Below are 20,502 nucleotides of genomic sequence, written 5' to 3'. Positions count from 1 at the left end.
GCCGCACGACCGTTCGCCACCAGAGCGCCGAACAGCTGTGCGGCACTCTAGTGGCGTGATCGCGGAACGGGGGCGGGTTCGCCGGATCCGGCCGGTCAGCCGGTGGGGGCCGCCAGATCCACCAGCCCGGCGAGCGCCTGCCGGTGGCGACCGGGGGTGCCCAGCGCGATCTCAGCGCTCTTGGCCCGCTTGAGATACAGATGCGCCGGGTGCTCCCAGGTCATGCCGATACCACCGTGCAGCTGGACGCACTCCTCGGCCGCGCGCACCGCCACCTCGGCGCAGTGCGCCTGGGCCACGGCCACCGCGACCGGTGTGTCCGGGCTGTCCGTGGCCAGCGCGTCGGCCGCGTACCGGGCGGTGGCGCGCGCCGAGACCAGCTCCAGCCACAGCGCGGCCATCCGGTGCTTGAGCGCCTGGAACGAGCCGACGGGGCGCCCGAACTGATGGCGCTCCTTGGTGTGGCGGACGGTCTCGGTCAGACACCATTCGGCCACGCCCAGCTGCTCGGAGGCGAGCAGCCCGGCCCCGGTCAGCAGCGCCCGACCGATGGCCGCCGCGGCCCGGTCGGGCCCGGCCAGCCGGCGGGCCGGGGCGCCGGTGAGGGTCACCGCGGCGAGCGGGCGGGTGAGGTCGAGCGAGGTGAGGGGTTCGACGGTGACGCTGGTCTCGGCGGTCTCCACGGCGTACAGCCCGTATCCGTCCGCGCCGGTGGCGGGGACGAGGAGGACATCGGCGCCCGCCGCGCCCGCGACACTGGAGACCTGGCCGCTGAGCGTTCCGTCGCCGTCGGCCCGTACGGTCGCGGCGGGCGGGCCGGGCACACCGGCCATGGTGGACAGCGGCACCGCGAGGGCGCCGACCGTGCGGCCCTCGGCGAGCGCGCCGAGCAGCCGGGCCACCGGCTCCTGGTCGGTGTCGCAGCCGAGCAGGGCACCGACGGCGAGGACGGCGCTGGTGAGGTAGGGCACGGGGGCGACGGCGCGGCCGAGCTCCTCCATGACGACGGCCGCCTCGCGCGCGGTGGCGCCCTGGCCGCCGAGCTTGTCGGGCACCAGCAGCCCGGCGGTGCCCATCTCGGCGCCGAGCGCGCCCCACAGCGCGACGTCGTGGGCCCGGCCGCTCTCGGCCTCGGAGAGCACGGTGGCGGGCGGGCAGCGGTCGGTGAGCAGCGACCGTACGGCCGCGCGCAGATCGTCCTCCGCCTCGGAGTAGAGCAGGTCCGGGGTGCTCATCGGGGCAGGTCCTTCCACGGGACGTCCTTGTCGGTCCGCGGCTCGGGCGGCAGGCCCAGGACGCGTTCGGCGATGATGTTGAGCAGCACCTCCGAGGTGCCGCCCTCGATGGAGTTGCCCTTGGCACGCAGATAGCGGTAGCCGGCCTCGCGTCCGGTGAAGTCCACCAGTTCGGGGCGGCGCAGCGTCCAGTCGTCGTAGCCCAGCCCCTCCTCGCCCAGCAGCTCGACCTCCAGCGCGCTGATGTGCTGGTTGAGGCGGGCGAAGGCGAGTTTCATGGCCGAGCCCTCGGGGCCGGGCTGGCCGACCGCGAGTTGCTGGCGCAGCCGTTCGCCCGCGAGCCGGGCCGCCTCGGATTCCATCCACAGCCGCAGCAGCCGCTGGTGGAGGTCGTGGGTGCGCAGTTCGGGCCGCTCGCGCCAGGTGTCGGCGACCAGGCCGATCATGCCGCCCTCGCGGGGGACGCGGCCGCCGCCGATGGCGACCCGCTCGTTCATCAGGGTGGTCTGGGCGACGCGCCAGCCCTCGCCGATCTCGCCGAGCCGCCGGCTGTCGGGGATCCGGACGCCGGTGAGGAAGACCTCGTTGAACTCCGCCTCGCCGGTGATCTGGCGCAGCGGCCGGACCTCGACCCCGGGGTCGGTCATATCGCAGATGAAGTAGCTGATCCCGCGGTGCTTGGGCTGGTCGGGGTCGGTACGGGCGATGAGGATGGCCCAGCGGGCGATATGGGCGCTGGAGGTCCAGACCTTCTGTCCGTCGACCACCCAGTCGTCGCCGTCGCGCACGGCGCGGGTGGCCAGGGCCGCGAGGTCGGATCCGGCGCCGGGCTCGCTGAACAGCTGGCACCACACCTCCTCACCGGTCCACAGCGGACGCAGCAGCCGCTGCCGCTGCTCATCGGTGCCGAAGCCGAGGATGGTGGGGGCGGCCATGCCCAGGCCGATGCCGATGCGGCGGGGGTCGTTGTCGGGAGCGCCGGCGGCCGCCAGCTCGGTGTCGACGACGGCTTGCAGGGAACGCGGGGCGTCCAGGCCGCCGAGTCCGGCCGGGTAGTGCACCCAGGCGAGTCCGGCGTCGAAGCGGGCGCGCAGGAAGTCCAGGGGGTCGGTGGTGGCGGGAGGATGGGCGTCCAGGAGGTCGCGGACGCGGCGGCGCAGTTCGTCGGCGTCCACAGTGGGGTGCTGCCCGGCGGCGCTCATCGGGCGCCTCCGGCGGACTGCCCGGGGACGACCACCACACGGCCGGTGGTCACGCCGTCGGCCACGCGCTGCACGGCGTCGGCCGCGCCCTCCAGCGGTACGCGCTCGCTGACCAGCGGCTTGACGGTGCCCTGTGCGGCGAGCTTGGTCAGCTCCTCGTGGCAGGCGCGGACCGCGGCCGGGTCGTGGGTGTTGTACAGGCCCCAGTGGAGGCCGAGGATGGCGTAGTTCTTGACCAGGGCGTGGTTGAGGGCGGCCTGGGGGACGACGCCGCTGGCGAAGCCGACGACCACGATGCGGCCCTCGAAGGCGACGCATTTGACGGACTTGACGAAGGCGTCGCCGCCGACCGGGTCATAGACGACGTCCGCGCCGCGTCCGTCGGTGGCCTCCTTGACGGCCGCCACGATGTCATCGGCGCGCCGGTCCAGGACGAGGTCGCAGCCGAGCTCGCGGGCGACCCGGGCCTTGTCGTCGCCGCCGACGACCCCGATCACGGTCGCCCCGGCCGCCTTGCCGAGCTGGACGGCGGCGGTGCCGACCCCGCCCGCGGCGGCGTGCACCAGAAGCGTCTCGCCGGACTGGAGGCGGGCCCTGCGGTGCAGGCCGAACCAGCCGGTCTGGTAGCCGATGTGCAGCGCCGCGGCCTCGGCGTCGTCCAGGGCGTCGGGCGCGGGCAGCGCGGCCGCCGCCTCCACGGGCACCAGCTCGGCGAAGCCGCCCGCGGGGAGCGTGGGCGTGGCCAGGACGCGGGAGCCCACCTCGCCCTCGGCGCCCTCGCCGACGGCGACGACCTCGCCGCACACCTCGACGCCGGGGGTGAACGGCAGGGGCGGCCGCACCTGGTACTGGCCGCGGCACAGCAGGGCGTCGGGGAAGTTGACGTTGACGGCCCGGACCCGCAGCAGCAGCTGTCCCGGCCCCGCCTGGGGATCGGGCACATCGTCGAGGCGCATCACCGCACCCGGCTCGCCATTGTCGTGCACTCGCCATGCCTGCATCCGGTGGCCTCCACAAACGGATCGTCGGGACGCGGTACCCGCGCCGGGCGCACATACTAACCAGTCGGTACGACGAGGGGAACCGTCGCCGCCCGTCAGCCATCCTGCCCTGCCCACCCGGCGGCGGATGAACTCTTGTGCAACTCTGGAGGCACCCTTGAGCCCGGTGCGTCTGCAGGTAAAGGTGGACGGCGACATATCGGCTCGTTTCGCGGCGAGCCGTTGCCGGAACGGGAACGGGAGAAACGACAGTGCCCGACGACAAGGCGATCAGCGAGGCCGAGATGGAGGCCCGGCTGCACGGCATCTGCTTCAAGACAGGGCCGCCGCGCCGCATCGGAGTCGAGCTCGAATGGCTCCTGTACGACCCGCACATCCCCGCACGACCCATCGAGGCGGCCCGGCTCGAAGCCGCGGTCACCGCCCTGCGCGGACTGCCGCTGCGGTCCGCCATCACCTTCGAACCCGGCGGCCAGGTGGAGCTCAGCTCCCTCCCGGCCGACTCCCTCACCGCGTGTGTGGAGTCCGCCGCCGCCGATCTGGTCCTCGTACGTTCCCTCCTCTCCGGGCTCGGCCTCGACCTGGCCGGCCATGGCCACGACCCCTGGCGCCCGCCGAGACGGTTCCTCACCACGCCCCGGTACGAGTGCATGGAGACCTACTTCGACCGCCGGGGACCGGCCGGGCGCTCCATGATGTGCAGCACCGCCTCCGTGCAGGTCTGCGTGGACGCCGGGCACGAGGAGCCCGGACCGCTCGGCATGGCACGGCGCTGGCGGCTCGCCCATCTGCTGGGCGCGGTGCTGACCGCCGCGTTCGCCAACTCGCCCCTGCGCCAGGGCCGCCCCACGGGCTACCGCTCCACCCGGCAGGCGGTGTGGACGGCGATGGAGCCCGGCCGCACCCACGCCCCGCCCGACGGCGGGGATCCCCGAACGGCCTGGGCCCACTATGTGCTGGACGCACCCGTGATGGCCATCCGGGACGAGAAGGCGCCCTGGGCGGTGCCGTCCGGAGTGACCTTCCGCCAGTGGGCCCGGACGGGCCTGCCCCGGCCTCCCACCCTCGACGATCTCGACTTCCACGCCTCCACGCTCTTTCCCCCCGTCCGCCCGCGCGGCCATCTCGAACTGCGCATGATCGACGCGCAGAGCGGTGAGGACGGCTGGATCGTCCCCCTCGCCGTCACGGTCGCCCTCTTCGACGATCCGCAGGCTGCTGAAACGGTTTACCGGGTGGTGAAGCCGCTCGCCGAGACGGCGGGCGCGCGCCCCGCACCGGGCAATCGGCTGTGGCGGGCCGCGGCTCGTCACGGTCTGGCCGACCCCGAGCTGCGCGCCGCCGCCGTCAGCTGCTTCGCCACGGCGCTGGAGGCGCTGCCCCGCATCGGCGCCTCCCCCGCCATCGTCGCCGCCGTCGCCGGCTTCACCGACCGCTATGTGGCCCGCGGCCGATGTCCCGCCGACGATCTGCTCGCTCCTCTCACCGGTAAGGAGGGACGGCCATGACCGCCCCCGACTCGGACCTCACCATCGATCCCGAGGCGCTGCGCCGGCGCGCCGAGCTGGCACTGCGCACCGCGCGCGACCGCACCCACGCCCTCACCACATGCGTGGACGAGCCCGACCTCACCGCCCAGCACTCCCCCTTGATGTCCCCGCTGGTCTGGGATCTGGCGCATATCGGCAACCAGGAGGAGCAGTGGCTGCTGCGCGCGGTCGGCGGACGTGACGCCCTGCGCCCCGAGATCGACTCGATCTACGACGCCTTCGAGCATCCGCGCGCCGAGCGGCCCTCCCTGCCGCTGCTGGCACCCGCGGAGGCCCGCGGCTATGTCCACGAGGTGCGCGGCCGGGTGCTGGACATCCTGGAGCGGATCGAGCTGCGCGGCGCCCCGCTGATCGACGCGGGTTTCGCCTTCGGCATGATCGCGCAGCATGAGCAGCAGCACGACGAGACGATGCTCATCACCCACCAGCTGCGCCGCGGACCCGCCGCGCTCACCGCCCCGCCGCCGCCCGACACGGCGGACGCCGCGGCGCTGCCCGAGGAGGTGCTGATCCCGGGCGGTCCGTTCACCATGGGCACCTCGACCGAGCCCTGGGCGCTGGACAACGAGCGGCCCGCGCACCGCCGGCTGGTCCCGGCCTTCCACATCGACACCACACCGGTGACCAACGGCGCCTACGAGCGGTTCATAGCGGAGGGCGGCTACGGCGAGCGGCGCTGGTGGACGGCCGAGGGCTGGGCGTACATCCAGGAACACGGCCTCGCCGCCCCGCTGTTCTGGCGGCGCGAGGGCGGGCAGTGGCTGCGCCGCCGGTTCGGGGTGACCGAACCGGTGCCGCCCCAGGAGCCGGTGGTGCATGTGAGCTGGTACGAGGCGGACGCCTACGCCCGCTGGGCGGGGCGGCGGCTGCCGACCGAGGAGGAGTGGGAGAAGGCCGCCCGCCACGACCCGGACAGCGGCCGGTCCCGGCGCTATCCGTGGGGCGACGCCGACCCGGCCCCCGACCAGGCCAACCTCGGCCAGCGCCATCTGCGGCCGGCACCGGCCGGAAGCTATCCGAAGGGCGCCTCCCCGCTGGGGGTGCGGCAGCTCATCGGCGATGTGTGGGAGTGGACCTCGAGCGACTTCCTGCCCTACCCGGGGTTCCGTGCCTTCCCGTACCGCGAGTACTCGGAAGTCTTCTTCGGCCCGGCGCACAAGGTGCTGCGCGGCGGTTCCTTCGCGGTGGACGAGGTCGTCTGCCGGGGCACGTTCCGCAACTGGGACCTGCCGGTCCGCCGCCAGATCTTCTCGGGTTTCCGCACCGCGCGGGACGCGTCCTGATGTGCAGGCATCTGGCGTATCTCGGGCCGCGGACCCCCATCGGCGAGGTGGTCATGGCGCCCGAGCACAGCCTGTTCCGGCAGTCGTGGGCGCCGCGGCGGCAGGCGCACGGCACGGTCAACGCCGACGGGTTCGGCGTCGGCTGGTACGCGTCGGGTGACCCGGTGCCCGCGCGCTACCGCCGCGCCGGGCCCATCTGGGGCGATCTGTCCTTCGCCGACCTGGCCCGTGTGGTGCGGACCGGGGCACTGATGGCCGCCGTAAGGGACGCCACCGAGGCGAGTGCCGACGGTGAGGCGGGCGCCTCGCCGTTCGCCGCCGGGACCTGGCTGTTCAGCCACAACGGAGCACTCCGCGACTGGCCGCACGCGGTCGCGGACCTCGCCGCCTCCCTGCCGCCCGCGGATCTGCTCGGCCTGGAGGCGCGGTGCGACTCGGCGTTCGTCTGGGCGCTGGTGCTGCGCCGACTGCGGCTGGGCCACGAGCCGCCGGAGGCGCTGGCCGAGGCCGTCGATCAACTCGCCGGGGCGTCCCCCGACTCACGGCTCAACCTGCTGCTCATGGACGGGGAGACCATCGCCGCCACCGCCTGGGGCGACACCCTGTGGTACCTGGCCGAACCGGACCGGGGCGTGGTGGTGGCTTCCGAGCCGTACGACCAGGACCCCGGCTGGACGGAGGTCCCCGACCGCACCCTGCTCACCGCCACCCGCACCGATGTACTGCTCACCGCCCTTAAGGAGGCTTCCCGTTGAGCCCCTTCACCGTCACCCGCACCCTGCCCGCCGATGCCACCGCGGCCGCGCTGCGCGCCGATGTGGCCGACGGGCTGACCAGCACCCCCAAACAGCTTCCGCCCAAGTGGTTCTACGACGCCCGGGGAAGCGCGCTCTTCGAAGAGATCACCCGGCTGCCGGAGTACTACCCGACCCGTGCCGAGCGGGAGATCCTCATCGCCCGCGCGGCGGAGATCGCCGACGCCACCGGGGCCCGCACCCTGGTCGAACTGGGCTCCGGCTCCTCCGAGAAGACCCGCCATCTGATCCGGGCGCTGCCGGATCTGCGCGTCTACGTCCCCGTCGACGTGAGCGAGAGCGCACTGGAACTGGCCGGGGAGGCGCTGCTGGCCGAGCATCCACGGCTGACGGTGCACGCGCTGGTCGCCGACTTCATGAACGGGCTCGCGCTGCCCGACGACACTCCGGGTCCACGGCTGCTGGCCTTCCTCGGCGGCACGATCGGCAATCTGCTGCCGGCCGAGCGGGCCGCGTTCTTCGCCTCGGTGAGCGACTTGCTCGCGCCCGGCGACGCGCTGCTGGTCGGCACCGACCTGGTCAAGGACGAGGCCACGCTGGTCTCCGCCTATGACGACGCCCAGGGGGTCACCGCGGCGTTCAACAAGAACGTGCTGGCGGTGCTCAACCGCGAACTGGGCGCCGATTTCGAGCCCTCCGACTTCGACCACGTGGCGGCATGGAACGCCGAGGAGGAGTGGATCGAGATGCGGCTGAGGGCCCGTAAGGACCTCACGGCGAAGATCCCCGCCATGGATCTCGCGGTCCATTTCGCGGCCGGGGAGGAGGTCCGTACGGAGGTGTCCAGCAAGTTCCGGGAGGAGAAGGTGCGGGACGAACTGGCCGCCGCGGGGATGGACTCGCGGCGCTGGTGGACCGACGCGCAGGGCCGCTTCGCGGTGTCGCTGGCCGTCCGCCGCTGACCCTTCGGCAGATCACCGCACTCCGCCGCCCGGGGCCCCGGCCCCGGGCGGCGGCTCGTTCACGGGTGAGCCCGTCACCCTGCGTTCCGGTCGAACCACCGACAGAAATAGTGTGATGCACATCACATAAGCGGAAGAGGGTCGCAGCACAGCGCGCTGTGGCCCTCTTTCTGGGCGATCCCCCTCTTGTTGTGGCCAAATCGGCCCCCTTATCTTTGGCCCGCCCGGCAGCGCGCCGCACCCGGCAGCACGAGAAGGAGCCGTCCATGCCCTTACGGGGACGCCACCGCCGTTACAAGCCCAACCGCATCTCCCGTGCCTCACTGAGTGTCACGGCAGGCGGCGCCGGAATCGCCCTTCCGCTCATCGGCGCCGCGGGCGCGTCCGCGGCCTCGGGCGAGACCTGGGACAAGGTCGCCCAGTGCGAGTCCACCGACAACTGGGACATCAACACCGGCAACGGCTTCTACGGCGGGCTGCAGTTCACGCAGAGCACATGGGAGGCGTACGGCGGCACCGCCTACGCGGGACGGGCCGATCTGGCCACCAAGGACCAGCAGATCGCGATCGCCGAGAAGGTGCTCGACGGCCAGGGTCCCGGCGCCTGGCCGGTGTGCTCGGGGAAGGCCGGGCTGACGCGGGGCGAGGCGGCGCCGCAGAGTGCGCCGAAGATCGTCAAGACGTCCGCCGCCCCGGTCAAGAAGGCACAGCGGGCCGAGAAGGCCCAGCAGGCGGCGGCGAGCAAGCCCACCCCCACCAGCCTCCCGGGGCACAACTCCACGAAGTCCGGCCGCTATGTGGTCGTCAGCGGCGACTCGCTGTCCGGTATCGCCGACTCCCACGATGTCACCGGCGGCTGGGAGGCGCTCTACGAGAGCAACCGCGAGGCGATCGGCGGCGATCCGGATCTGATCTACCCCGGTCAGAAGCTCTCCCTGACGGGTGGTAAGGCCACCGCCAAGCCCAAGGCGGAACCCGAGCACCACCCCAAGGCCAAGCCCGAGCCCAAGCCGAAGCCCAAGGCGAAGCCCGCGCCGCGCCCGAAGGCCGAGAAGCCCCACAGCAGCCGGGAGCAGAACACCAAGCGCGTCGCCTCCTCGGGCTTCACCGCCCCGGTCAGCGGCGTCAACCCGAGCACCGCCTACCGGGCGGCCGGCTCCAGCTGGTCGAGCGGCTATCACACGGGCGTGGACTTCCCCGTCGGCATCGGCACCTCGGTGAAGGCCGTGGGCACGGGCCATGTGGTCTCGGCGGGCTGGGGCGACGCATACGGCTATCAGGTGGTCATCCGGCATCCGGACGGCAAGTACAGCCAGTACGCCCATCTCTCGCAGCTGTCGGTGCGGGCCGGGCAGAGCGTCAACGGCGGCCAGCAGATCGGCCGTTCCGGATCGACGGGCAACGCCACCGGACCGCATCTCCACTTCGAGATCCGCACCGGCCCCGGCTACGGCTCGGACGTCAATCCGCTCGCCTATCTGCGGTCACACGGCGTCAGCCTCTGATCCGGCGCCCGGCTGAGAGCCGGGGCAGGCGGGCGAATCGGGCCCCTGTGGTGAGCGTGGTGGCCACCATGTGCCCGGAGACACCGCCCAGCCCCGGCCCCGGGTGAGTGGACGCGCCGATGTGCCAGAGCCCGCGGATATCGGTCGCATGCCGTCCGGGGGAGGGCAGCGGGCGCCAGAGAAAGCTCTGGTCGAGCTCGACGGAACCACCGTAAGGGTCGCCGTCGACCGCGTTGGGGTTCCGGCGGGTGAGGTCCGGGGGCGCGATGACATCGACGGCGAGGACCTTGCCGGGCAGATCCGGGGCGTGCCGGGCGATCCGGTTGAGGACCCGGTCGGCATAACCCTGGGCCAGCTCCGGGGTCCAGCCCTGAGCGGTGTCCAGTTCACCGGCCGAGTCTCCGCGCGGGGTGAACGGCACCTCCTGCAACTGCAGCCACAGCGCGGCGGCGCCGGGCGGCACCCGGCTGGAATCCAGGACGTACTGCTGCCCGACGACCACCGTCGGCCTCCGGGGCAGCAGCCCCGCCTCGGCCTCGGCGCAGGCGATACCGGTGCTGCCGGACCCGTCGGAGAGATGCACGATCGGGATCGTGTTCAGACGCGGGTCGCGCCAGCCCAGCGGCTGGGACAGCGCCACATGGATCTGCATCGCGGCGCGGCCGTAGCGGAATCGCCGCGCCTCGTCCCGCAGTTCGGACCTGACCGCGCCCTGCGGGAGGAGGGTGCCGTACAGGGCGGTGGGGGTCACCGAGGCGAGGACGGCGCGGCGGGCGCGGAAGACCCGGCCACCGGACGCCACTCCCACGGCACGCCCCTGCTCGACGAGGATGCGGTCGGCCCGGGTGCCGGTCTCCACCCGTACGCCCGTCGTCGTCAGCAGCGATGTGAAGGCATCCAGGAACCGGCCCGCGCCCCCGGCCACCACCGGCACCCCGACGCCATGCAGGCCGGCGGCCAGCAACGTCATCAAGAACGCGCCCGACGCGTGGTCCGGCGACAGCCCCGCATGCAGCAGCCATGGGGCGAAGAGATGGTCCACCTCGTCCCCGCGGAACTCCGTGCGCGTGTAGCCGCGACCGCTGGTGGCCACCGAGCGCACCCACCGCTCCACCCCCCGTCGCCCGCCGCCGCGGAGCAGCGCGGCCGCGGGGCGGAAGACGGCCGGCGAGCGGAGCTCACCGCTCATCAGGCCGCCGATCGCCACCATGTTGTCGCCCAGCCGGCCGAGCGCGGCCAGATACGCGGCCCTGTCCTCGTCGTGCGCGAAATCCTCGGCGGTGCGCCGCGGATCGCGGTGGGCCAGGGTGACCCGGCCGTCGTCGGCCACGCTGGCGGTGACCCACTCTTCGGTGTTGCGGTACTCCAGCCCATGGCGGTGCAGCAGTTCCCCGAGACGTGCGTACGCCGGGCCGGAGACGAACAGCGGATGCCATGAGGAGTAGGTGTCGTGGAGATAGCCGGGCAGGGTGCGCTCCTCGGTGGCGATGAACCCGCCGATGTTCGGCTCGCGTTCCACCAGGACGACGGACCATCCGGCCAGGGCAAGCTCCGCCGCGGCGACAAGGCCGTTGACACCGGACCCGACGATGACGGCGTCTGCCTCGGCCATCCGGTGTTCCTCCTGCCGTCCGTCACACCATAGGGCTCGTATGCCCGGATTCAGCAGGATATGCGAAGAACGCGGGGCGGGCCGGAGGCCGCAGGGCGGTGTCGCCAAAGGGGTGTCACAGGGGGGCCAGACTCGCGCTCATGCAGACCCACCCCGTCCGCGCCCCAGCTCGACATCCGCCACGACGATCCCGGCTGCGCTACCGGGGTGCGGTGTCGCTGCAGCGCGGCCCCGGGTGGACCGTCCCCTGGCGACTGCCGCGCGAAGAGGCGGCGCCGTACCTCCCCGAGGGCGGGCTGGGCCGGGCCGCGATGCCGTCCGGGGTGCGGGTGAGCTGCGCACCGACAGCGCCTCGCTCGTCTGCCGCTACCAGGCCGATCCCGCGCCCAGGCTGAACGGGCCCGAGGAGCGGGCGCTCGTCGGCTTTGTGCGCACGGTGCGCGAGGGTCGCCCCACGACCCCGTTCGCCGTGATGTCCACGATCACCGCAGCCGAGCGGGAGGAGGTGCCGGGCCCTTCGGGGATGACGATGCGTGAGTGCCGGGCGCACATACGCCGGGCCGTGACCCTGCTGCGCGACCACGGCGACACGCGGCTGCAGTACCTCCACGGCCCCGAGGTGTTCGGCCCCGCCTGTACGCGGCTGATGCTGGAGCCCGAGGGCGCGGACCGCCTGCATCCCGCGGCCGCCGGCCGTCCGGCCCTCGCCTCGCGCTTCACCACCCTGCCGCACCGGGCCCGCTGTGTGCCGATACTGATGACCGCGGCGCAGTAGCGGCTACGACGGCGATTCGACAGCCGCCCCTTCGCCCGCGGCCCGCATCGCCCCCAAGGAGAAGAGACGTGACGGAGCAGTCCCAGCAAGGCCTCGACCGCCACCGGCTGATGAAGGTGCTCGCCGACCGGACGGAGGCCGGCAGCCTGCCCGGGGCGCGTACGGACGGATACCGGGTGGTGCTGGCGATCGAGGGCGGCGGGATGCGCGGCACACTGTCGGCCGGTATGGCGCTGGCCCTGCACGAGCTGGGGCTGCTGAACGCGTTCGACGCGGTGTACGGGGCCTCGGCGGGGGCCATCTCGGCGGCCTGGCTGGTCAGTTCGCGGCCGGAGGGCCTGCGCGGCTGGGCCGACCCCCGGTTCGCCAGTGCGCTCATCAGGAAGCGCAATCTGCTGCGCGGGCGCCCCATGGTCGATATCGAGACCCTGATCGAAGAGGTCTACATCCGTCAATTCCCGCTCGACTACGCCTCGGTGCTCGCCGCACCCATCGCCCTGCATCCGCTGGCCACGGATCTCGAGACCGGCCAACCGGCGGATCTGCATGAAGAGTTGACGGACGAGGTCACCCTCCGTCTGGCACTGCGGGCGAGCGCCGCGCTGCCGGTGCTGGCCGGAGGCCCCGTCACCCTCGGCGGGCGCCGCTTCTACGACGCCGGTCTGGCCGAGTCGATCCCGTTCCGCCAGGCGCTGCGGGACGGCGCCACCCACGTCCTCGTCCTCCGCAGCAGGCCGCCGGTCGAGGCCCCCGCGCTCCGGGCCACCCCGTCGATGGGGTCCCGGCTCGTCGCCGCGGTTGCCTTCCGCCAGTACACCCCTCAGTTTCGCGCCGCCTTCCTGAACCGGCCCGCCCGGCTGGCCGACGACGACCGGCTGCTGGCGGCCTACGACACCGACGCCGCCGAAGCGCCCACCGACCCCGCGGTGCTGTCCGTCCGTCCCGATGCCGCGGCACCGTCCATCAGCCGCCTGGAAACGGACAGCGCTCTGCTGGAGGAGGCTCTCGAGGCGGGCCGCCGGGTCACGGCCCAGTTCGCCCCGGCGGCCCGCTCCTGAGCGGGGTGGCGGGCCTCCCCCGGCGCCTCCCCAATGCGTGGTCCTCGACTTCGCGCGCCCGACCGCACCCTGCGGGCGCGCTCGCTACATCCGGGGGTGACCGCCGAGGCGGTGCGGCAGGCCACCGGCTTCCCCCTCGACATCGCCGACGACGTCCCGTACAGCCGGGAGCCGATCCCCGCCGAGCTGCGGCTGATCCGGGAGGTCATCGACCCGGAGGGGGCCCGCGAGCCGGAGGTGCCGTCCTGGTGGACACCTCACTGACCAGGCTCGTCGGGGTGCGCCACCCGCTCGTCCAGACGGGCATGGAGTGGCCGGGCCCCGGCTGGCGTCGGCCATGGACGGGCTCCTGCGGCGAACTGATCGACTGAGCCGGCCGCTGATGGTGCCCGACGGGCTGGCCATGCGGCACGGGAAGGACCTCACCTGGAGCCAGGTCCTGCTGGCCGCCACCACCGATGCTGCTGACGGCGTCGATGGTGGACGGCCGCACCGACACGGGAGCGATGGCCTCCGGACAGATGGCCGGGGTGATCGCGGATCTGCCCGCTGCGCGGATCTGGTGGATCGGATCATGGCCGAGGCCGCCACGACCCTGGATCGGCTGACCGGCGGTCGTACAGTGGGGTGAAAGCGGCCAGACCATGACACGGGTAGTGGGAGGTCATCATGGCCGATCCCAAGGGTTTCCTCACCACACCCCGTCGTCTTCCGCCCCGCCGTCCGGTGGACGAGCGGGTACGGGACTGGAACGAGGTCCAGGCCCCCGGCGCCCTGCTGCCCATCATCAACGCCCAGGCGGACCGGTGCATGGACTGCGGCATCCCGTTCTGCCACGAGGGCTGTCCGCTGGGGAACCTCATCCCGGAGTGGAACGACCTGGTCTCCCGTGACGACTGGCTGCGTGCGAGCGAGCGGCTGCACGCGACCAACAACTTTCCCGAGTTCACCGGCCGGCTGTGCCCGGCCCCCTGCGAGAGCGCCTGTGTGCTGGCCATCAACCAGCCGGCGGTCACCATCAAGAACGTCGAGGTGGCCATCGCCGACCGGGCCTGGGAGAGCGGATATGTGACCCCCAAACCACCGGAGCGGCTGTCCGGCCGGACCGTCGCCGTCATCGGCTCGGGGCCCGCGGGCCTGGCCGCGGCCCAGCAGCTCACCCGCGCGGGACACACCGTGGCGGTGTACGAGCGCGACGACCGGGTGGGCGGGCTGCTCCGCTACGGCATCCCCGAGTTCAAGATGGAGAAGCGCCAGCTGGACCGGCGGCTGGGGCAGATGCGGGCGGAGGGCACCAAGTTCCGTTCCGGCGTGGACGTCGGCACCGATCTGGACGCCGCCGAGCTCAGGGCGCGCTACGACGCGCTCGTGATAGCGGTGGGGGCCCGGGCCTGGCGCGAACTCCCCGTACCGGGAAGGGAGTTGGCCGGAATCCATCAGGCGATGGAGTATCTGCCGATGGCCAACCGGGTGCGCGAGGGCGACTACGCCCGGCCGCCGATCACCGCCGAGGGCAAGCATGTGGTCATCATCGGCGGCGGGGACACCGGCGCGGACTGCCTGGGCACCGTGCTGCGGCAGGGCGCCGCCTCCGTGACCCAGCTGGACATCCACCCCCGGCCCGGCGACGAACGGGCCGACGGCGAGCCCTGGCCCACCTACCCCAAGATCTACCGGCTGTCCGCCGCCCATGAGGAGGCCATGGAGCTGGCGGCCTCGCCGGAGGCGGACGTGGACGCGCGGGTCTTCTCCGCGACCACCGTCCGCTTCGAGGGGACGGCACCGGACGCGCAGCGGCCGCACGGCGGCGTCCGCGCGCTGCGCCTGATCGGGGCCCGGGCCGACGGACAGCCCGGACCGGACGCGGAGCGGGTGCTTCCGGCGGATCTGGTGCTGCTGGCCCTCGGCTTCCGTGGCCCGGAGCGGGACAGCGGGCTGTTCGGCCAGCTCGGGCTGGAGTTCGACGAGCGCGGCGCCGTCGCACGCGACGCGTCCTTCGCCACCGGCGCGGACGGGGTGTTCGTGGCGGGCGACGCGGGCCGTGGCCAGTCGCTGATCGTCTGGGCGATCGCCGAGGGCCGCTCCGCCGCGGCCGCCGTGGACCGCTATCTCGCGGGCTCCACGACGCTCCCGGCCCCGGTCGGGCCGGCCGACCGCCCGATGACGGCCTGACGGGGCGGCACTCCGGTGGCCGACACCAGTGGCCGACACCGGTGGCCGGACGCCTGCGCACACGGACACCGGCACACGGACACCCGCACCCCGGGTACGGACGCACCCTGGACACCGACGCGCCCGGACACCGGCGCCCGGAGGGCGGGCCGCCCGCCGCGGGCGCGCGGCGCGGGAATAGTGTGCGTCCATGATCTCGCAATCGCCCCTCCTCACCGTGGCCGACGGTGTGCACATCTGGTCCCCCACCCCCAGCGCCGGATGGGGTCTGGCCAACTGCGGTCTGATCGTCTCGCCCGACGGCGCCGCCGCCTGGATCGACACCCCCTACGACCGGCGGATGGCCGGTGACTTCCTGGAGCGCAGCCGAGCCCTGCTGCCCGGCGGGAGCCGGATCGAGCGGGTGATCGTCACCCATGCCAACGGCGACCACCTGTGGGGCGCGGAGGTCGTACCGGACGCGGAGATCGTCGCCACCCGCGAGGCGCTCGGCCATATCGAGTACGAGCCCTCGCCGCAGCAGCTCCACGCCCTGGTGCACGGCAGCGACCCGGCCACTCCGCTCGGCTGGTATCTCCAGCGGCACTTCGGGCGGTTCGACTGGTCCGGCACCGAGGTGGTCGAGCCGACCCTCACCTTCGTGGGCGAACTCGACCTGCGCGTGGGCGAGGTGCCGGTGCGGCTGTTCAGTCTGCCGTCCGCGCATACCACGGGCGATCTGGTGGCGTATCTGCCGCGGCAGAAGGTGGCGTTCACCGGCGATGTCATCTTCGCCTCCGGCCCCCAGGACCCGGGCGACCACGCGGTGCACTGGGCGGGCCCCCTGGACCATGTGATCTCCGCGTGCGAGCGGGTGCTCGCGACCGGGGCCGAGGTGATCGTCCCCGGCCATGGGCCGGTCCTCGACCGGGAGGGGGTCCGCGGCCACATCGGCTATCTGGAGCATCTGCGGGACCGCACCCGGGAGCTGCACACGGCAGGGGTACCGGCCCTGGAGGCCGCCCGCACCCTGATCGCCGAGAACACCTATCCGGCGCTGGGCCTGCCCGAGCGGCTGGTGATCACGGTGGGTTCGGAGTACCGGCATCTGAACGGCACGGAGGAGGCGGCGGATCTGGTGGCCACCATGGCCGACCTCGCCCAGGTGGCATGGGAGCGGCGCGAGGGCGCGGCGACGGCCTCGGCCTGACCGCGCCCCCGGCGGCACTCCCGTGAGGGGAGCCGCGGAGGGCTGCCGGGGCCCGGTCCGTACGGGCCGGTGTCAGCGCGGGGCGCGTTCCGCGGCCGGCAGATCCTGCTCGGTCCAGATGATCTTGCCGTTCTTGGTGTAGCGGGTGCCCCAGCGCTGGACCATCTGGGCGACGAGGAACAGTCCGCGTCCGCCCTCGTCGGTGATGGCCGCCCGGCGCAGATGCGGTGCGGTGGTGCTGCCGTCGGCGACCTCGCAGATCAGCGCCCGGTTGTGCATCAGGCGCAGCCGCACGGGGCCGACGGCGTGCCGGATGGCGTTGCCGAGCAGTTCGCTGACCACCAGCTCGGTGGTGAAGGCGGCCTCCTCCAGGTTCCAGTCGGCCAGGGTGCGGGCGACGGCCGCCCGCATCCGGGCCACGACCTCGGGGTCCGACGGCAGCTCCCAGGAGGCCACGCGGCGCTCGTCCAGGGCGGTGGTACGGGCGATGAGCAGGCAGACGTCGTCGGTCCGGCGCGGCGACAGCAGGGCGGCCATCACGGCGTCGCAGGCCCGCTCCGGGTCGGGGTCGGCGTCGGTGAGGGCGTCACGCAACTGGTCGAGTCCGGTCACCAGGTCCCGTTCGCGGTCCCGGACCAGCCCATCGGTGTAGAGGACGAGGCGGCTGCCCTCGGGCAGTTGCGTCTCGGTCACCTCGTAGAGCCGGCCGCCGAGTCCCAGCGGCGGTCCGGCGGGCAGGTCGAGGAAGGTCGCGGAGCCGTCGGGGTGGACCAGGGCCGGGGGCGGATGACCGGCCCGCGCCAGGGTGCAGTGCCGGGAGACCGGGTCGTAGACCGCGTACAGACAGGTGGCCCCGGCCGCCCCGACGCCGCCGTTCACGGCGGTCTCCTCCCGGTCGACCTGGTCGACCACGTCGTCGAGCCGGGCGAGCAGCTCATCGGGGGGAAGGTCCACGACGGAGAAGTTGAGCACCGCGGTGCGCAAGCGGCCCATGGTCGCGGCGGCGTGCAGTCCGTGGCCGACGACATCGCCGACGACGAGGGCGACCCGGGCCCCCGACAGGGGGATGACGTCGAACCAGTCGCCTCGCACCCCGCCGGGGGCGGGCAGATAGCGCTGGGCGGCGACGACGGCCTGCTGCTCGGGGCGGCCGCGCGGCAGCAGGCTCTCCTGGAGGGCCAGTGTGGTGGCGTGCTCGCGCGCGTAGCGGCGGGCGTTGTCGATGGCGACGGCCGCCTGGCCGGCCAGCTCCTCGGCGAAGGACCGGTCCTCCTCGTCGAACGGCGGGGCGTCGCCCGAGCGCCAGAACGCCACCTGGCCCAGCCGGACGCCGCGCCCGCTGAGCGGCACGGTCAGCAGCGAGCGGATGCCGTACGCCACCAGCCAGCCCAGCCGCTCGGGCTCCTGTGGCGTCCAGTCGGGGTAGGACGACGGCTGCTCCAGGGCGATCACCCGCGCCTGGCCGGTGCCACCGGCCCGCTGGGTGATGGGGAAGGCGGAGACGCGCTCGCCGACACGGCGCAGCGGGGGGTCCTGCCGGATGCCGCTGAAGGCGGCCCGGCGCAGCGGCGAGTCCCGGTCGCCCGGCTCCTCGCCGCGCAGGACGGCCTCGTGCAGATCGACGGTGGTGTAGTCGGCGAAGCGCGGCACGGCGACCCGGGACAGTTCCTGGGCGGTCCCTTCCATGTCGAGGCTGCTGCCCACCCGGACACCGGCCTCGTACAGCAGCCGGAGGCGTGCGTAGGCCCGGTCGGCCTTGTCCGTCAGGGCGCGCAGCTCGGTGGTGTCCCGCAGGGTGGCCACGCTGCCCCAGGGCGCTCCGTCCCGCTCCGCCGGGCGCTGGTTGACCGCCAGCAGCCGGTCCTCGACCTGATGCACCGCGTCGGTGGCCGCACGGCCGGAGGCGAGCAGTCCGGCGAGCTCCGGGGGCAGGCCGATGTCGGTGATCTGCCGTCCGTGCGCGTCGGGCGTAAGACCCAGCAGACGCAGCGCCTCGTCGTTGGCGAGCAGCAGCCGCCCCTCGTCGTCGACGATCAGCACCCCCTCTTTGACGCTGCGCAGCACGGCGTCGTGGTGTTCGTACATCCTGGTGATCTCGGCCGGGCCGAGCCGGTGGGTCTGGCGCCGCAGCCGCCGGGCCACGAGCGCCGCACCGCCCCCGCCCAGGACGAGGGCGCACGCCGTGGAGGCGTAGATCATCGGCAGTTGGCGGCCGACCGTCCGGCCCACGGAGGGGATGGAGACCCCGGCGTTGACGATGCCGATCACCCGGCCCCGGGCGTCGGTGACCGGCACGGCGGCACGGATCGAGGGGGCCGAGCGGGTGATGCCCGGGAGCCTGTCGGTGAAGGTCCGGCCCGCCGTGGCCGGATAGAGGTTGCGGTCGATGTGCCTGCCGAGCAGCTTCGGATCGGGATGGGTCCAGCGGATGCCCCCGGGGGAGGTCACCACGATGTAGTCGACGTCGGTCCGGTGCCGGACCTTCTCGACATAGGGCTGGAGGGTCATCGAGGGGTTGCGGGACTCCAGCGCCCGCTGGACGCCGGGGGCGAGGGCGACGGTCCGCGCGACGGTCAGGGCCCTGGCCCGGGCCTGGCTGTCCCCGCTGCCGCGGGCCTGGAGGACCAGCGTGGCACCCGCGGCGAGCACCAGGAGCGTCACGATGATCAGCATCAGGGCGCATACCTGCCCGCCGACACTGCGCGAGCCCAGCGCCGAGCGCACCTTCACATGCTCTGTCTAGCGCATATCCCCGGGTCGCACACCCGGTGGCGGCCGGGGCGGGGCATCGGCGGTCACAGATTGATCATGTGTCCGGCGAGCCCGTGGACGGCCTCCTTCACCGCCTCGCTGAGGGTCGGATGGGCGTGGATGTTGCGGGCCACCTCGTGCACGGTCAGATCCCACTGCTGGGCGAGGGTGAGCTCGGGCAACAGCTCGGTGACCTCGGGGCCGATGAGATGGCCGCCCAGCAGCTCGCCGTGGCGGCCGTCGCTGATGAGCTTCACGAAGCCGACGGGGTCACCGAGGCCCTGGGCCTTCCCGTTGGCGGTGAACGGGAACTTCGCCACCCGGACGTCGAAGCCGCGCTCCCGCGCCTGGGCCTCGGTCCAGCCGAAGCTGGCGATCTGCGGCTGGCAGAAGGTGGCGCGCGGGATCATCACATAGTCGAGCTCCATGGTCTCGGCCCCGGCGATGGTCTCCGCCGCGAGGATGCCCATGGCCTCGGCGGCGTGCGCCAGCATCAGCTTGGCGGTGACGTCGCCGATGGCGAAGATGTGCGGCACATTGGTGCGGCAGAGGCCGTCCACGTCGATGGCGCCCCGCTCGGTCAGCCGGACGCCGGTGTGCTCCAGCCCGTATCCGTCCACCCGCGGCCGGAACCCGATGGCCTGCAGCACCCGGGCGGCCTGCAGGGTCTGCCGCTGGCCGCCGGTGGTCACCATGACCTTGACCGCGGGACCCGAGTCGTTGATCGCCTCCACCCGGGTGGAGGTCAGGATGTTCATGCCGAGCCTGCGGAAGCGGCGGGTGAGTTCGGCGGAGACCTCCTCGTCTTCCAGGGGCACGATCCGGTCCATGAACTCCACCAGCGTCACCTGCACCCCGTAGCTGTGCATGATGTACGCGAACTCCACGCCGATGGCGCCCGCGCCCGCGATCAGGACGCTGCCGGGCAGGGCGGGGGCGAGGATCTGCTCCTCGTAGGTCACCACCCGCTCGCTGAGGGAGGTGCCGGGCAGCAGATTGGTGATCGAGCCCGTGGAGATGACGCAGTGGTCGAAGGTGACCGTCTCCGTGTCACCGTCGGAGAGGGTGACCCGCAGTTCGTGGGGCCCGGTGAAGGTGCCCCGACCGTCGTACTGGGTGATCTTGTTCTTCTTCATCAGATAGTGGACGCCCTTGACCCGTCCGTCGGCCACCTTGCGGCTGCGCTCGAACGCGTCGCGGTAGTCCACGGTCACATCGCCGTTCACCCGGATGCCGAAGTTCTCGGCCTCATGGATGAACAGATGGGCCAGCTCGGCGTTGCGCAGCAGGGCCTTGGACGGGATGCAGCCCACGTTGAGGCAGACGCCGCCCCAGTAGCGTTCCTCGACGACGGCCGTGGTCAGGCCCAGCTGGGCGGCGCGGATCGCGGCCACATAGCCACCCGGCCCGGCTCCCAGAACCACCACGTCGAAATGTGCGCTCATGCGTCGC

The 20,502-nt window shown here is 73.1% G+C and carries 17 protein-coding genes and 2 pseudogenes; 13 read left to right on the top strand and 6 right to left on the bottom strand.

Annotated features, from left to right (window positions below; translation table 11 throughout):
• Positions 1-95 precede the first annotated feature (95 nt).
• From BLV72_RS35280 to BLV72_RS35270, 3 genes are read right to left on the bottom strand one after another with little or no spacing between them, the layout of a single operon-like run.
• A complete protein-coding gene (locus tag BLV72_RS35280) occupies positions 96-1,235 on the bottom strand; it encodes an acyl-CoA dehydrogenase family protein (protein WP_093467472.1) in 1,140 nt (379 codons plus the stop codon).
• The gene (locus BLV72_RS35275) at positions 1,232-2,437 is read right to left on the bottom strand and encodes an acyl-CoA dehydrogenase family protein (protein ID WP_093467470.1); all 1,206 of its coding nucleotides are present in this window, start codon (positions 2,435-2,437) and stop codon (positions 1,232-1,234) included. The genes BLV72_RS35280 and BLV72_RS35275 overlap by 4 nt, the downstream gene beginning before the upstream one ends.
• Positions 2,434-3,438, bottom strand: a complete 1,005-nt coding sequence (locus tag BLV72_RS35270) for an NADPH:quinone oxidoreductase family protein (RefSeq protein WP_208905827.1) — start codon at positions 3,436-3,438, stop codon at positions 2,434-2,436. Before BLV72_RS35270 ends, BLV72_RS35275 begins: the two co-directional genes overlap by 4 nt.
• 251 nt (positions 3,439-3,689) lie before the next feature.
• Here BLV72_RS35270 and egtA point away from each other — a divergent pair, with 251 nt between their 5' ends.
• From egtA to BLV72_RS35245, 5 genes are all read left to right on the top strand, one after another.
• Positions 3,690-4,946 carry an ergothioneine biosynthesis glutamate--cysteine ligase EgtA gene (egtA, locus tag BLV72_RS35265; protein ID WP_208905826.1) on the top strand — a complete coding sequence of 419 codons (1,257 nt, stop codon included), beginning with the start codon at positions 3,690-3,692 and terminating at the stop codon, positions 4,944-4,946.
• Positions 4,943-6,271: an ergothioneine biosynthesis protein EgtB gene (gene egtB, locus BLV72_RS35260; protein ID WP_093467469.1), complete on the top strand. Its 1,329-nt coding sequence runs from the start codon at positions 4,943-4,945 to the stop codon at positions 6,269-6,271. The genes egtA and egtB overlap by 4 nt, the downstream gene beginning before the upstream one ends.
• On the top strand, positions 6,271-7,026 hold the full coding sequence (gene egtC, locus BLV72_RS35255; RefSeq protein ID WP_093467467.1) for an ergothioneine biosynthesis protein EgtC: 756 nt from the start codon (positions 6,271-6,273) through the stop codon (positions 7,024-7,026). The genes egtB and egtC overlap by 1 nt, the downstream gene beginning before the upstream one ends.
• Positions 7,023-7,988: an L-histidine N(alpha)-methyltransferase gene (gene egtD / locus BLV72_RS35250; protein ID WP_093467466.1), complete on the top strand. Its 966-nt coding sequence runs from the start codon at positions 7,023-7,025 to the stop codon at positions 7,986-7,988. The genes egtC and egtD overlap by 4 nt, the downstream gene beginning before the upstream one ends.
• A 266-nt stretch (positions 7,989-8,254) precedes the next feature.
• Positions 8,255-9,493 (top strand): transglycosylase family protein, encoded by a 1,239-nt coding sequence (locus BLV72_RS35245; RefSeq protein WP_093467464.1) that lies wholly within the window; start codon positions 8,255-8,257, stop codon positions 9,491-9,493.
• Here BLV72_RS35245 and BLV72_RS35240 read toward each other — a convergent pair.
• Positions 9,483-11,105, bottom strand: a complete 1,623-nt coding sequence (locus BLV72_RS35240) for a phytoene desaturase family protein (RefSeq protein ID WP_093467463.1) — start codon at positions 11,103-11,105, stop codon at positions 9,483-9,485. The genes BLV72_RS35245 and BLV72_RS35240 overlap by 11 nt on opposite strands.
• A 140-nt stretch (positions 11,106-11,245) precedes the next feature.
• Here BLV72_RS35240 and BLV72_RS51615 point away from each other — a divergent pair, with 140 nt between their 5' ends.
• The 8 genes and pseudogenes from BLV72_RS51615 to BLV72_RS35210 all read left to right on the top strand — a co-directional run bounded on the left by BLV72_RS51615 (position 11,246) and on the right by BLV72_RS35210 (position 16,299).
• Entirely contained in the window at positions 11,246-11,500 is a 255-nt protein-coding gene (locus BLV72_RS51615) for a hypothetical protein (RefSeq protein WP_342030693.1), read from the top strand.
• 77 nt (positions 11,501-11,577) lie between these two features.
• A complete protein-coding gene (locus BLV72_RS35235) occupies positions 11,578-11,880 on the top strand; it encodes an SGNH/GDSL hydrolase family protein (RefSeq protein ID WP_425288441.1) in 303 nt (100 codons plus the stop codon).
• A 68-nt stretch (positions 11,881-11,948) separates the two neighbouring features.
• Positions 11,949-12,938, top strand: coding sequence for a patatin-like phospholipase family protein (locus BLV72_RS35230; RefSeq protein ID WP_093467461.1), 990 nt, complete (start codon positions 11,949-11,951; stop codon positions 12,936-12,938).
• A gap of 57 nt (positions 12,939-12,995) precedes the next feature.
• Positions 12,996-13,202 (top strand): annotated as a pseudogene (locus BLV72_RS35225) (CoA-transferase); the annotation flags it as partial.
• Entirely contained in the window at positions 13,187-13,309 is a 123-nt protein-coding gene (locus tag BLV72_RS51185) for a hypothetical protein (RefSeq protein ID WP_280143027.1), read from the top strand. The pseudogene BLV72_RS35225 and the gene BLV72_RS51185, both read left to right, overlap by 16 nt.
• Positions 13,291-13,569: pseudogene (locus BLV72_RS35220) on the top strand (nitronate monooxygenase); the annotation flags it as partial. The gene BLV72_RS51185 and the pseudogene BLV72_RS35220, both read left to right, overlap by 19 nt.
• A 38-nt stretch (positions 13,570-13,607) precedes the next feature.
• A complete protein-coding gene (locus BLV72_RS35215; protein ID WP_093467460.1) occupies positions 13,608-15,110 on the top strand; it encodes a glutamate synthase subunit beta in 1,503 nt (500 codons plus the stop codon).
• 190 nt (positions 15,111-15,300) lie between these two features.
• Complete coding sequence (locus BLV72_RS35210; protein ID WP_093467458.1) at positions 15,301-16,299, top strand: MBL fold metallo-hydrolase; 999 nt, start codon at positions 15,301-15,303, stop codon at positions 16,297-16,299.
• A 72-nt stretch (positions 16,300-16,371) separates the two neighbouring features.
• Here the strand turns inward: BLV72_RS35210 and BLV72_RS35205 are convergent, their stop codons facing one another.
• A complete protein-coding gene (locus tag BLV72_RS35205) occupies positions 16,372-19,029 on the bottom strand; it encodes a SpoIIE family protein phosphatase (protein WP_244321162.1) in 2,658 nt (885 codons plus the stop codon).
• Between the two features lie 65 nt (positions 19,030-19,094).
• Positions 19,095-20,495: a dihydrolipoyl dehydrogenase gene (gene lpdA, locus BLV72_RS35200; RefSeq protein ID WP_093467457.1), complete on the bottom strand. Its 1,401-nt coding sequence runs from the start codon at positions 20,493-20,495 to the stop codon at positions 19,095-19,097.
• Positions 20,496-20,502 lie beyond the last annotated feature (7 nt).

Source organism: Streptomyces melanosporofaciens (assembly GCF_900105695.1).
GTDB lineage: Bacteria > Actinomycetota > Actinomycetes > Streptomycetales > Streptomycetaceae > Streptomyces > Streptomyces antimycoticus.
This window is presented reverse-complemented; position numbering and strand designations above follow the sequence as displayed.

Coding starts and splice junctions, on each gene's coding strand:
- BLV72_RS35210 (WP_093467458.1), top strand. CDS start 15,301: ATGATCTCGCAATCGCCCCTCCTCACCGTGGCCGACGGTGTGCACATC.
- lpdA (WP_093467457.1), bottom strand. CDS start 20,495: ATGAGCGCACATTTCGACGTGGTGGTTCTGGGAGCCGGGCCGGGTGGC.
- egtC (WP_093467467.1), top strand. CDS start 6,271: ATGTGCAGGCATCTGGCGTATCTCGGGCCGCGGACCCCCATCGGCGAG.
- BLV72_RS35235 (WP_425288441.1), top strand. CDS start 11,578: ATGTCCACGATCACCGCAGCCGAGCGGGAGGAGGTGCCGGGCCCTTCG.
- BLV72_RS35240 (WP_093467463.1), bottom strand. CDS start 11,105: ATGGCCGAGGCAGACGCCGTCATCGTCGGGTCCGGTGTCAACGGCCTT.
- BLV72_RS35280 (WP_093467472.1), bottom strand. CDS start 1,235: ATGAGCACCCCGGACCTGCTCTACTCCGAGGCGGAGGACGATCTGCGC.
- BLV72_RS35270 (WP_208905827.1), bottom strand. CDS start 3,438: ATGCAGGCATGGCGAGTGCACGACAATGGCGAGCCGGGTGCGGTGATG.
- BLV72_RS35215 (WP_093467460.1), top strand. CDS start 13,608: ATGGCCGATCCCAAGGGTTTCCTCACCACACCCCGTCGTCTTCCGCCC.
- BLV72_RS35275 (WP_093467470.1), bottom strand. CDS start 2,437: ATGAGCGCCGCCGGGCAGCACCCCACTGTGGACGCCGACGAACTGCGC.
- BLV72_RS51615 (WP_342030693.1), top strand. CDS start 11,246: ATGCAGACCCACCCCGTCCGCGCCCCAGCTCGACATCCGCCACGACGA.
- egtB (WP_093467469.1), top strand. CDS start 4,943: ATGACCGCCCCCGACTCGGACCTCACCATCGATCCCGAGGCGCTGCGC.
- BLV72_RS35245 (WP_093467464.1), top strand. CDS start 8,255: ATGCCCTTACGGGGACGCCACCGCCGTTACAAGCCCAACCGCATCTCC.